The sequence below is a fragment of the Pseudanabaena sp. UWO310 genome, from assembly GCF_006861605.1.
Classification (GTDB): Bacteria; Cyanobacteriota; Cyanobacteriia; order Pseudanabaenales; family Pseudanabaenaceae; genus Pseudanabaena.
Genome location: NZ_SELU01000017.1, coordinates 1 through 12,957 on the forward strand (window position 1 = coordinate 1; position 12,957 = coordinate 12,957).

At 42.8% G+C, this 12,957-nt stretch carries 10 protein-coding genes; 5 read left to right on the top strand and 5 right to left on the bottom strand.

What is annotated here, in order from left to right; all coding sequences use genetic code 11:
- The first annotated feature begins 247 nt into the window (after nt 1-247).
- Nucleotides 248-1,330 carry a 3-isopropylmalate dehydrogenase gene (gene leuB / locus PseudUWO310_RS07430; protein ID WP_142600133.1) on the top strand — a complete coding sequence of 361 codons (1,083 nt, stop codon included), beginning with the start codon at nt 248-250 and terminating at the stop codon, nt 1,328-1,330.
- A gap of 58 nt (nt 1,331-1,388) precedes the next feature.
- On the opposite strand, the gene lysS is transcribed toward leuB, so the two are convergent.
- Nucleotides 1,389-2,984 carry a lysine--tRNA ligase gene (lysS, locus tag PseudUWO310_RS07435; RefSeq protein ID WP_142600085.1) on the bottom strand — a complete coding sequence of 532 codons (1,596 nt, stop codon included), beginning with the start codon at nt 2,982-2,984 and terminating at the stop codon, nt 1,389-1,391.
- Between the two features lie 410 nt (nt 2,985-3,394).
- On the opposite strand from lysS, the gene PseudUWO310_RS22810 reads away from it, so the two are divergent.
- Nucleotides 3,395-3,559, top strand: coding sequence for a hypothetical protein (locus tag PseudUWO310_RS22810; protein ID WP_190315941.1), 165 nt, complete (start codon nt 3,395-3,397; stop codon nt 3,557-3,559).
- A gap of 28 nt (nt 3,560-3,587) precedes the next feature.
- Here the strand turns inward: PseudUWO310_RS22810 and PseudUWO310_RS07440 are convergent, their stop codons facing one another.
- The 3 genes from PseudUWO310_RS07440 to PseudUWO310_RS07450 all read right to left on the bottom strand — a co-directional run bounded on the left by PseudUWO310_RS07440 (nt 3,588) and on the right by PseudUWO310_RS07450 (nt 8,432).
- Nucleotides 3,588-5,285, bottom strand: a complete 1,698-nt coding sequence (locus PseudUWO310_RS07440) for a tetratricopeptide repeat protein (protein ID WP_142600086.1) — start codon at nt 5,283-5,285, stop codon at nt 3,588-3,590.
- Nucleotides 5,286-5,303: 18 nt separating this feature from the next.
- Nucleotides 5,304-6,695, bottom strand: a complete 1,392-nt coding sequence (locus tag PseudUWO310_RS07445) for an AAA family ATPase (protein WP_142600087.1) — start codon at nt 6,693-6,695, stop codon at nt 5,304-5,306.
- Nucleotides 6,696-6,767: 72 nt separating this feature from the next.
- Entirely contained in the window at nt 6,768-8,432 is a 1,665-nt protein-coding gene (locus PseudUWO310_RS07450) for an NB-ARC domain-containing protein (RefSeq protein ID WP_142600088.1), read from the bottom strand.
- Nucleotides 8,433-8,861: 429 nt separating this feature from the next.
- Between PseudUWO310_RS07450 and PseudUWO310_RS07455 the strand changes: the two genes are divergently transcribed.
- On the top strand, nt 8,862-9,347 hold the full coding sequence (locus PseudUWO310_RS07455; protein ID WP_009629305.1) for a hypothetical protein: 486 nt from the start codon (nt 8,862-8,864) through the stop codon (nt 9,345-9,347).
- Between the two features lie 117 nt (nt 9,348-9,464).
- Nucleotides 9,465-10,754 (top strand): glycoside hydrolase family 10 protein, encoded by a 1,290-nt coding sequence (locus PseudUWO310_RS07460; RefSeq protein ID WP_142600089.1) that lies wholly within the window; start codon nt 9,465-9,467, stop codon nt 10,752-10,754.
- Between the two features lie 107 nt (nt 10,755-10,861).
- On the opposite strand, the gene menH is transcribed toward PseudUWO310_RS07460, so the two are convergent.
- Nucleotides 10,862-11,698 (bottom strand): 2-succinyl-6-hydroxy-2,4-cyclohexadiene-1-carboxylate synthase, encoded by an 837-nt coding sequence (menH, locus tag PseudUWO310_RS07465; RefSeq protein WP_142600090.1) that lies wholly within the window; start codon nt 11,696-11,698, stop codon nt 10,862-10,864.
- Nucleotides 11,699-11,777: 79 nt separating this feature from the next.
- Between menH and PseudUWO310_RS07470 the strand changes: the two genes are divergently transcribed.
- Nucleotides 11,778-12,530: a leucine-rich repeat domain-containing protein gene (locus PseudUWO310_RS07470; RefSeq protein ID WP_142600091.1), complete on the top strand. Its 753-nt coding sequence runs from the start codon at nt 11,778-11,780 to the stop codon at nt 12,528-12,530.
- The last annotated feature ends 427 nt before the right edge of the window (nt 12,531-12,957 follow it).

Consider the following 12,957-nt stretch of genomic DNA (forward strand, 5'->3'; position numbering starts at 1 on the left):
AAGATTTCGGGTGCTCAGTGGAATCAGCAAAATGTTGCTCAAGTTTTGAAACATCGGTGCGCTTATCTCAATGGCTATTTCTATTCCCCTAAGTATTTTTGCTCAGTGCCTAATTGAGATGCTCCCTGTAGCGGGATGAAACATTTTTTATCTGCTAGGGCTTTAGGCTTTGTGATGTCTCTTGAATTTTTGCAGATTTGCACAAGCGATTGTTATATCCTAAAACATCTAACGTTAGTAATTGATGATGACGAAAAACTATAAAATCACCCTCCTGCCTGGTGACGGAATCGGTCCTGAAATCATGAAGGTGGCGGTTGCCGTATTACAAGCGATCGCTCCCAAATATGATATTACCTTTGCTTTCGAGACGGCTCTGGTCGGTGGGGCAGCGATCGATGCGACGGGGCATCCTCTACCCGATGCGACTTTGCAACTTTGCAAAAATAGTGATGCCGTACTGCTAGCCGCAGTCGGTGGCGAGAAATGGGATACGATGCCATCAAATTTACGCCCCGAACAAGCCTTATTAGGTTTGCGGGGAGGCATGGGCTTATTTGCAAATTTACGACCTGCTCAGATATTGCCGCAATTGATTGATGCTTCAACTTTGAAGCGTGAAGTGGTTGAGGGTGTAGATATTTTGGTCGTCCGCGAGCTCACGGGTGGTATTTATTTTGGTAAGCCTAAAGGCATTGTTGCCGATGAAAATGGCGTGCGCCGTGGATTTAATACCATGGTGTATACGGGGCCTGAAATCGATCGCATTGCGCGAGTAGGCTTTGAAGCAGCTCAAAAGCGTCGTGGCTCGGTTTGCTCCGTTGATAAGTCCAATGTATTGGAAGTGTCCCAACTATGGCGCGAACGGGTGACTAGTATTGCTGGCGATTATGCAGATGTGAAACTCTCACATATGTATGTGGATAATGCCGCCATGCAGATCATTCGCAATCCCAAACAGTTTGATGTCATTCTCACCAGCAATCTATTTGGCGATATCCTTTCTGATGCCGCAGCCATGTTGACGGGTAGTATTGGGATGTTACCATCGGCAAGCCTTGGTGAAGCAGGGAAGCCAGGATTATTTGAACCCGTGCATGGTTCGGCTCCTGATATTGCGGGCAAGGATTTGGCGAATCCTTTGGCGCAGGTCTTAAGTGCTGCCATGATGCTGCGCTATGCCTTTAATGAAGGGGAAGCAGCCAATGCGATCGAGTCCGCAGTAAATAAAGTTCTGGATGCAGGCAAGCGGACGGGAGACATCATGGCGGATGGCTGTGAAAGATTGGGATGTATTGCCATGGGAGAAGCTTTGCTAGCCGCAATCTAAAATCAGTAAGTAATACCAAAACTAAAAATGGCGTAGCCATTTTTAGTTTTGGTATTACTTAGCCTTTTGGCGCTAGATTGATCGCGATCGCGTCTTTAATACGCTGGATTACGAATTCCTTATCCAGATAGGAAAGCAAGCTGCCAGCTTTAGGTCCACGCTCCTTATTTAAGAAAGTGTAATAGATAGCAGCAAAAGCACTCTTTTGAGAGACTTCAATCTGTCTAGAGGTGCTGAATAGGAGAGTCTGCAATTCTTCTCCTTCCCAATTAACATCACCTGTCAGATTTACTGCCAGAGTCTCAAGGTACTTTACCTGTTCAGCATTAAGGTGGCTGGCTTTTTCTGGCATGGAGTCAAGATAAAGTACGAGCTTTTCCTCTTCATCGGCATAGTCTTGCAACCATTTCTTGCCAACTCTAATGCGATCGCGGACTACTTCCCAGTCGCGATCGCTGAGGGGATTTGTGCTTCTAGCGGCAATTTCTGCTTCGAGATCAAGGTGGGGAATTTGGAGGAGCGAGATTAAGGTGCTAAAGTCAAAGGCTTGATATCCATCAACCTTTTCTTCCTCATTCAATTGGGAATAGATTAGAGGGACTAGATCCTCTTGAGTCTTTTCATCCTTGACGGTATCGGACTGATATTTATCAATCAAATTGTCGTAGTCGCGGAAGAGTCGCGTCACCGTGTCATAGTTGGGCATGAAGTTAATGACGCTGCGAGGTTGTGTCCGCAACATCAAAAACCTTAGCAATTCTGGTGGTAAAAGATTGGCGATCTCCTTAGCACTGGAACCTACTCCCTTAGAGGAACTCATCTTGGTTCCATTGACTAAAATAAATTCGTAGGGTGCATGGGTGGGCGGATTCTTTTTCAGAACTTTGCGGCAAATTGAATTGGCGACATCGCGAGATCCGCCTTTTTGGGAATGGTCTTTACCTGCGAGTTCGATCGATACGCCAACAACTTCCCATTTTGCGACCCACTCTACTTTCCAAGGCAGCTTCCCATTACCATCAAAGGGAGATACCCAGCCTGTATGACCGCAGCCCTTGACATATTCCATGGCGTTGGGCTGACAGGTATAAAACACCTTGCCATCTTGGTAGTCCGTGACAACTGTGGTGGCAATTTTGCCGCAGTTTTCGCAAATAGTTTGGAAAGGATACCAATTAGAGGGGCGATCGGCTTTACTGACTTCCTTGTAGGCTTCGCGCACGAGATGGGCATTTTGGAGAAACAAGTCGATGTATGGATTCATCCTGCCCGAACGGTAAAGATCGCGCAGGTAATAAATTTCAGGACGCACACCTAGATGCTCAAATACTTCGAGAAATTCGCCCATGAAATATTTAGCATAGTCGGTAGCGCTATCTTCAGGGGAAGGGACATTGCAGAGAGGCTGTCCGAGATAGGGCGCAAACCTATCTTGATCTAAATAATGCGGTACGGTGTCAAGGGCATCGTAGTCGTCAACGCCATAGGTAAAGGTGACGGGTTTACCTGCGTGTTTGAGGGCGCGATAAATGGCATCGTGAATCACAACCCCGCGCAGTGAGCCGACATGCACGCGCCCAGAGGGGGTTTTGGAATCGTTAACTATAATGCGATCGCCGCTTGCATCTGCTGCAAATTTATCCGCCCAAAACATAGTGGTAATTATCCGAAGGTCTTTCAAAAGTTAAGTTTAGCGTGCGAATGTCCTATTTCAAGTAATTTCACGCCTTGTCTAGTTTAACAGGTATAAACTAAACCATCTTTATACCAAAGCTAAAAATGACTACACCATTTTTAGTTTTTCAAACCCTTACTAGGTTTGGTGTTTAATTCACGCAAGTGTTGTCACACTTTTGTGAATTGGTATTAAGTAGCTAAAGCAGAGCATATGGCAAGGCGATCGCCAAAAGTGTCTATTCCCGTATTCATAAAAAAAGACATTCTTTTTGATTGTAACAAAAATTAAAATGTAATCGTTAGCTTGAGTTATGTTGCGATCAAGCGATCAATTGCTGATATCCCTATGGCTGCAAGCAAAAAAGTCGAATTCGCTATCTCACATCTATGCAAAATTGGATCACAGAGTTTTATACTCCCCAAGCAAGTAATGAAAATATGCTGGCGCAGGTTGTCTCAGGAGCGATCAATGAGCTGTTTGTGCATCTTCCCTATAATCTGGTTGCGGCACGTAGGGCGATCGCTAATTTAGAACTTCCACTTACTGCTTAAATCTACTTTCCCAAATATCTTAGAGTCGCTAATTTCGTCGCCATAGTTTTGACCAGATGCGTCTCAACCAAATAAAAATAATCTGAAAGAGATTTTTGCGACGTTTGAGTGGTTCTGGCAATTCAAATCGCTTGGGTTCTTTGGCGACAGTTTCTAGCGGTGCAAAGGATTTACTTGAATTCTTAATCTTATGATAAAGCCCTAATTCTTCATATATTTTTCTTGAATCATTGAGAGCCTCTATGGATTCACCTCTGCGACCTAATGCTTTGAGGGCAAGTCCCAAGTTTTTTAGAGAAGTTGCTTCGCCATGTTGATCGCCAATTTCTTTTCTGATTTCCAAAGACTGTTTCTGAAACTGAATCGCCTGCTGGTACTGTTCTAGTGAATAGTAAATAACGCCTAGATTGCAAAGAGAAATTGCTTCACCATTGCGATCGCCAATTTCTTTGAAAATTTCCAGAGACTGCTGCTGAAACTGAATCGCTTGCTGGTACTGTCCTAGTGAACCATAAGCATTGCCTAGATTGCAAAGAGAAATTGCTTCACCATTGCGATCGCCAATTTCTTTTGTAATTTCTAGCTGTTGCTGAAGAAACTGAATCGCTTGCTGGTACTGTCCTAACGAACGATAAGCACAACCTAGACTGCCAAGAGAATTTGCTTCACCATTGCGAACTCCAATTTCTTTGAAAATTTCCAAAGACAGCTGATAAAAATGAATTGCTTGCTGGTATTGTCCTAGTGCATCGTAAGCATTGCCTAAATTATTGAGAGAAATTGCTTCACCATTGTGATCGCCAATTTCTTTGAAAATTTCCAAAGACAGCTGATAAAACTGAATCGCTTGCTGATACTGTCCTAGTGCATCGTAAGTACTTCCTAGATTGCAAAGAGAACTTGCTTCACCATTGCGATCGCCTAGCTTTCTGGCTACCGACAAGGCTTGATCGTAAAAATTAATTGCTTGATTAAATTCACTCAAACGATGGTAAGTCGATCCCAATTGAATCAAAATATTCATCTGACTGGCTGCATTGCGATTAGATTCTGGATCAGAGCCAGAGGGATTAACTTCCATTAATAACCGATGCAAAAGATCGATGCGTTCTTGCTTTTCGGGCTTGAGATAATTACCAAGAATGCGATTTGAGCCAATTGTTTTTGCTTCAGCAAAATCCCTAGTTTCCTTTGCGGTCTTAAACTTAAACACCCCAGATTTCCAAGCCCAAAAATCAGGTGCAAAATTTGCCACACGGGTAATTGCATAGTCTGGCAACACAAACACCACAGGATGAGGAACCATTTGCGCATAAGCATCGCGCACAAAATTCAAATCCACTAAAAACGGCGGATAGTCTCCCACCACACCGATCGCATTCTCTAAACCACGCAACAACAGCACCAACTTTTTATCATTTTGTCGCGGTAAAGCCGCTAAACGCTTTTCCAACTCTTGCAATAACTGTAACTCAGGCTCATTAAACTGCCATACCTCTAGCTGCATCGGTTCTAGCTCAGGATCATTCGCTAAAATATCCGCAATTGCGGATATTAAACTCTCACCATCCTGCCAAAAATTACATTCTGCAAAAGCAATTGTGAAACCCGATGCCAAATCTAAAAGTGAAGTTATGCTTTGTAACACATCATGATTGAGCGCCATAAATTCACTCGTATCCAGACTATGCTCTGGGCTATAACTTTGGAGATCAGTTGGATTCATAGGGATTTATCTAAACAATTAGGGATTTTGTTGGCGATAATCTTCAAGCGCTCTTTGGAAAATATGACTTCTAATCACCACAGGATTAGGATAATTCCAGCGACTAGAACCGTTATATTCCAATACAGAAATATTACTCAGCATCAATTGCCCAATCTCATTCTTTGGCGCATTCTTATTCAAATACACCTGTACCAAGGTTGGATAATGCTCCGTTGGAATAATTCGCTCAAAATTAAACTGCTCCTGATTAATCGCATAGATCGCATCTTCCGCCGTTACCTTTGCCCTACGACCAGATCGCGCATTTTCGATCGCCTTTCGCACCATTTGCATCATCTGACGTACATGACCACCACTCGCCTTCGCTAACTCGATCAAGCCGTCACGAGACTCAAATACTGCATTCACATCAACCCTTTTTTCTACTAAACTCGCGATCGCATCCAACCCTTTATCATCATAATCAGGTTCCTTACCACTACGATCCCTCACATCATATCGATAGATATTAATCATTGGAATAATATGGTAGTTCTCAAACGTATTATTCACATTTTGAGGAGAATAGACCACCGAAATAGGCACTGTGTAAATAATTGGGCAATGTAGCTCCTTTAGCTGTGAAGCATAGTCAAAGAACAAATGATTAGCAACATCCACAGGGCTACGGTCTAAATTATCAAAAACAAACAAAAATCCTTTGCATTGAGGGAATTTCTTTTTCCATTTACTAAAAGCATCAGCCAACAATAAATTTATATCTGACTGCAACCGCGAAATATCCTTTGATAAGGTTTGCCGAATCGTTGTCTTTTCCTTTGCCGAGCCTTTGATTTGGGCAAGTAGTTTAACAACCAATTTTGCTAAAAATGTTGGTAAGAGTGGTAATCCTTTGTCAGAAATTTCTGCATTGAGTGTTATCTCCCCTTGCAAAGAAACTGACTGCTCCACCGACTCTTCCGTTTCATTGGTCACTTCCTTAAACCAATCCTCCACATTTTTTAACAACCCTGTATCAAACTGTAATCTCTCCTGTCGCAATACATAGCCCACCCACTTAAGCACAATTAAATAGATGTCAGTATATGCAGCATCATTGACATCCGTATCAAGGGTTGCGTCAATATAAATTACCTTATATTCCTGTTCCCACTGTCTTTGGATCTGTACCAGTTCCGTACTCTTGCCACAGCCTCGATGCCCCGTAAATAGAATAGTGCAATGGTCGCCCGATTCCAGATCTTCTAGAATCAAGCTAATACTGCTAATTGCATTAGTTTTCCGTGATGCCGACAAATCCACATAATATTGTCGTAACTCCTCACTCTGCATCACCGACGGTGCAATATTGCATACACGATAGGCATCTTTGAGGTTTGTCGCCAATAGTTTAGATGGTATTGTCATAGGTTTAGTAGTCAGAATTTTAAGCTCAAGATTACCAGCAATCTGTAACATCAATCATAACATTGCGATAAACTACCACCATAATCCAATTAGGGCTAGATTAGCTTCCCTATAGCTTTCAATCTCTGTCGGTTGACCTTGGTACTGACTGGCGAGACGTTCCCTGAGAAATTCCAATTCGATATTATTTTGCGCGATCGCCTTCGCCAGCTTGTCCTTAATTGGTTTGAGAACTAGGCGGATCTGCATCGCCCGAATCGAGTCGGGGGCGCGATCTTCGACAAGGACGTGGCTTTGTAATAGATCGATGGATTTGAGATTTTGTTGAGTGGCGATCGCAATGATTTCTTTACTCACTTCATCGACAAATTGCCGATTGACATATTTGAGAACCACAGGCTCTAGGAGAAACATCACTTCGCCCTGCTCCGAGACCTTTTCGATCAGCGATCGCCAACGCAGGGACTCTAAAGCATCGATCAATTCAGAACCAGAGGCGCGTAAATTCATTTCCGATCGCAACGATGAAAGCGATACTGGACGATGCTTGATGGCTAACCAATACAGCACATCTTTTTCCAACTGAGAGAGCCGTTCAAACTGTTGATAGAGAAGAGTACGCAATACATCCCCAAGGGCTAGCGCCGTTTGTTTGAGAAACTCTGAAACATTCCCATTAAATAATTCTTGAATCGTGCCCGAAACAATCCGTAAGGCAGATGGATTGCCGCGATACTGCTGCACTAGCGCCTCTAGCCCATTTTCCGTCCCCGTAAATCCCCTCGCTCGGAGCAATTCAAAAGCACCTTGCCTCTGCAATCCATTCACCTTGTAATAGCGAATCGGCTGATCTTCCCCTTGATGCATCGAGATTTCCTTAGGCTGTTCGCGTCCGATGAGGATTAAGGAACTTTGATGGCGTTCTGAACCCACCCGCTGTAAGAGCTCCGCATGGTCTTCGCAACCTTGACGATAGGCTCCCACTAGCTCGCCATCCTGTAATGTCGCTTCAAAGTCATCTAACACAACTAAACAACGTTTCTGACGCAAAACCTCTAATAGATCGGAAGTACTACAACCAGTATGCTGAGAATGATTGAGAAATTGCAAGAGATCAGCGATTAATTGTGCCGTAGGCTGGGCGCTCCGTAGCGATCGCCAAATAAAACAATCAAACTGCGATTGAATATTCTCAACTAACTTTACGGCTAGGGCTGTTTTACCAATACCACCCATCCCACAAATGGCAAGCAAGTGGCAGCGATCGCGGACGATCCACTTCTCTAGCTTGGCGAGTTCATCTACTCGTCCGTAAAAGGTCTGAATATTAGGAGCCTCTCCCCAATCGGCTAAATTTGCCGCAGGAATAGTTTGGGTGTTGCTGGGACTATGTAAGCGGCGATCGCTCTGACGCTGCGCAGTTTTATAACCCTTAGCTTCCAACCATTCAGGAACCTTTTCCCACCGCAAAGTATTAACTGGCTGATCGGCGATCGCCTCTAGCGATCGATATAGCCCCTTATTTAATTCCACCCGCAAAGCCCCCGAAGTCCAAGTCAGCTTAAAAGCAAGCTGTCCTGGACGATAACGACAAAGCAACCCCCGTAGACAAGCTTTTTCCACAGGCTTGATCTCTTTGCCACTAGCAGTTTGTAAATCGGCATATAGGCGATTTAAGTCCCAACTTTGTGCCGCTTCTGGGAACAGCCCTTCAATGTGCTCATTGTCAGATAACATGACAGAATATGGCAGCGATCGATCGCATAGATGTGTGTCTTGGCTATCGATTGTTTATCGATTTATCTGAATCGTAACAAAAAAAAGGTAATCCCTAGACATAATGCTTAAAGTGGCGGATAGTTTCCAGCTAAGATCCGTATAAAATCGTAGATATAGCATTTTCAAAAGAGTACCTACTCCCCTAAAAACTAAAAACTTAAAAACAATCCCCGCCAGTCCCAGCTAGTCCCAGCTAGTCCCAGCTAGTTTTCATTTTGTCTACAGTAAAATGAAAACGACCAAGTAGCGAGGCACAATTAAATACAAAAAGCCAAAACCTAAAGTGCAGGCTACGCGCCTATGCTATAGATTTCAACTCTGTTTTTTAATTAGGTCTAGCCACTTATATCAATATACGTAAATGTTATTTACAAGTGTAGTTTTAATATGTTAAGTAAGCTGCAACAACTAGGAACAGTCGTTGATGGACGCTATGCCAGCGATACTGAATTAGAGTTCATGGATTCCTATATTTCTTCTTTCGATACGAGGGTTGAGGCTTATCGTTCGATCAAAGCCGCAGAATTTGAGATTGTCAATTTAGTGTTGGCAAAGCTGCAAACCTCCTATCCTAAATTGCTATTTCCAAAAGGGGAAGATCTTCAAAATAAATGGAAACAGGACACATTACGGGTACTGCGCCATTCCGCAATGACGGTTTTACTGGACGATCCAGAGCTGTTGCGACAACAGTTTTTATACTGGTTTCAAACGATCATGCAGGCTTTCGGCGCACAGGAAGCCTGTAATATCACCTATCTGGTCATGCAGGACGTGGTTAGGGATCTCTTACCCAAAGATGTTGCCGCGCTCCTCTGTCCTATTTTGGAGATAAATCGCAATTTACTGGGATCTCAGTTAAAAACTAATTAAAAAATGTTAATAGCATCATCGATCATGTCTTTGATGTTTTTTTCAGTTGTTATACAATAAGTTTGCAAAAATTGAAGCCTGAATGTGAGGAGTGAGAGCTTAACTAGCTCGTTTGTTATGGGGAAAATTAATTTTGGGTCTTGGCAAATACGCCTTCGCCTCCTCGTCTTAACATTCTTAGGGCTAGCGATCGCATTAACGATTAATTTCCCTTTTTGGGTCGCTGCGCAGACTCCTTCGGGTAATACTGCGAGCAACAGCATCGAGCAATCAACGCAGTCCCCCACGCAAATAAACGTACCGCCACCCATTAGACCTGTTAATGGTAATGAATTACGCGGGATCTGGTTAACTAACGTTGATAGCGATGTTTTGTTGTCCAAGCAAAGTCTTCATAAAGCTATCAAAAGATTAAAGCGGCTCAATTTTAATACTCTCTATCCCACGGTTTGGAACGGTGGATATACCCTTTACCCCAGTCAAGTTGCCAAAAATAGTTTTGGAGTAGAAATAGAGCCTTTACCTGAGTTGCAAAGTCGAGATATGCTCGCCGAGGCGATTGAATTCGGACATGAACAGAATTTTGCTGTAATTCCTTGGTTTGAATATGGCTTAATGACCGAAGAGGGGTCAGAGTTGATGCGCCAACATCCTGAATGGGCAACCCGTCGTCGAGATGGCTCTCAGGTTTTTGTGCATGGCGAAAAAGAGCAGCATCGTTTAGTTTGGCTTAATCCCACCCGACCCGAAGTTCAAAAACTCCTGATTGATTTGATTGTGGAAGTAGTTAGTAAGTACGATATAGATGGCATTCAACTGGACGATCATTTTGGAATGCCTGCGGAACTTGGCTATGATGACTACACGATCGCTTTATATAAAAAAGATCATTTCGGCAGGCTACCGCCAGAGGATTTCAAAGATCCTGAATGGATGAGTTGGCGATCGAGATTTTTAACCACCCTAATGCGGAAGATCTCGAAGGCCGTGAGGGCGATTAAACCCAACTGTCTCATTTCCCTATCCCCCAATCCTAAAGACTTTTCCTATATTAAATATCTCCAAGATTGGTATAGCTGGGTTTATTTAGGATATGTCGATGAGTTGATCGTGCAGGTATATCGCGATGATATTGACAACTTTAAAAGGGAATTAGAACGTCCAGAATTACAAGAGATTCGCCATAAGATCCCTGTAGCAGTGGGTATTTTAACTGGTTTAAGAATCCAAAATGTCGATATGCGCCAAATCAAAGGACAGGTAAAGCTAGCGCGTGAACTAACCCTTGATGGTTTCTCCTTCTTCTTTTACGAAACCCTAGGCAATCGCGATGCCTCCTTTGAGACTCTCTTTTTAACCCCCGCCCCCCGTCCAGACTTAAGAAATATTGCGTCTGTTGGCAGCTAAAGCATAGCTCTCAAATCAACAATTAGTGGTGAGCGGCTAAGCCGCTCATCTTTTGGTCTTTGAGAAAGGGTTTGCTACGCAAACCCTTTCTCAAAGCTCGTTTCAAATTATTCCGAACTCACGTTATTTAAAAAAATTTGTACTTTCTCTGCGAATAACTGCGGAAACTCCCAATGAATATTATGGCCGCAGCTAGCGATAACTTCTAACTGGGCAAGCTTGGTGCTTTGTGTCATTTGTCGAGCAATCTGCACGAACTTAGCATCTAGTTCGCCAACTAGCAGCAGTAACGGGATCTGATTGGTCGGCAGCTTTTCCCACAATGAGGGTTGCATCCCCGTGCTGAGATTGCGTAGAGATTTGGCGAGTTGTGTGGGCGAATTATGCAATCGTTGCTCAAGCATCCGCTCAAAATTGGGATGCGATCGCAGATGCGCAAAAATAGGTTGTTGATACCATTTTTCTAGAAATGCTTTAAAATCATCAGTTTCCAGTTTGGTGGCAAGTTGCCGATCCCTATCTAGGCGATCGCTCCTTTCCGCGATCGCACTCAAGCCAGCGGATGCGGATTCGAGGACAACTCTAGAGAAATACTTTGGAAAATGGAGCGCAAGATATAGAGCTACTCTTCCTCCCATGGAATAACCCACCAAGAAGCAGCGATCTATACGAAGTAAATCCAAAAATTTGATGACAAAATTAGCGGTGGATTGTATTGTGTAGTTGTCATCTCGATCCTTTTGGCGATCGATAACTTCTGTATTACCATGCCCTAACAAATCGATCGCCACACAATAATATCGTTTTGATAAGACTGACATCGTTTGCGTAAATTCAAAGCGATCGCCCATAAATCCATGCAAAAACAAAATTGGTGGATTGTGGGAAGCCCCTTCTGCATAGTAGCTAAAAAAATAATTATCGATTTGTATTTTTAATTCCATCCTTTAAAGCCCAGTACTTGAAACCCGTTACTTAAAGCCCATTACTTAAAGCCCATCACCAAAATATTTAAGCGAGATTATGAAAGATCAGGAAATTTTGAAAGAGATTGAGAATGCCCTAGCTTTTAAAGCCACATCTCTTTATCTTAGCGACCTCCAAATGACCACAGTTCCTGAAGAGATTGGCAAATTGACCAATTTAGTTTGGCTCTACCTCAGCGAGAATGAATTAACATCTCTGCCCGATGCGATCGCCAATTTGCGACAATTAACTTGGCTCTATCTAGAATCTAACCACCTGAGCACAATTCCCAATGCAGTTTTGTATCTCAAAAATCTCACGGTTCTCAACTTAGCCGAAAACCGCATTACGCAACTACCGACGAATCTGGGGAAATTGTCGCAACTCGCCAGATTTAGCCTAAATAACAATTGTTTAAAAAGTCTACCTGCGGAGATTGGCTCGCTCAAGTTTTTAACATGGTTAGATGTTAGCGAAAATGAACTTGAAAGCCTACCTTTAGAAATTGCCTATCTAAACAATTTGCTTGAATTGGATTTACGGAAAAATAATTTAACATCTTTACCAAGTGAAATTGGCTACTTGACGCATCTTACCGATCTTTACCTCGGTCATAATAAATTGACCTCTCTTCCCCCTGCGATCGGTAAGCTCGAAAATATTACCGAATTGGATTTATCCCACAATCAGCTCACATCTTTGCCTCCCGAAATTATGAATCTTAAAAAGCTGGAAAGGCTTGATTTAAGGGGTAATGCGATCGATGTATCTTCCCTGAGCGACTTGAAAAACGGCATGATCTTAATCTAAAACTAAAAATGGCAACGCCATTTATTCACTTATAGCTGTCGCCAAGTGTATTAGGACATAAACCCCAAGAATTGACTGGCGGCGCTTCGCGCCACCAGTCAATTCTTGGGGTTTGATTTGTCCTCATTCAAGTGACTGTAGCTATACTTAATAAAAAGCAGCGTATTACGCTGCTTTTTATGATTAATTATTAACGATCGCTATATCTGAAAAGAACAAAGAAATACTCGTTTATATCAATGTATTGTCAATAGCTTCCATAAGTCTTTCAGATTGCGATCGATGGTTCCCTAGAATTACTTTTCAATGTTTCGGAATAGTGTTTCAGAATATTTTTAGCCAATATCCTTGACTGGGGCGATCGATATCAATCAATGATGGATAGATAAATTAACGGTCAACTTAATGATCAAATTAATGATCAAAT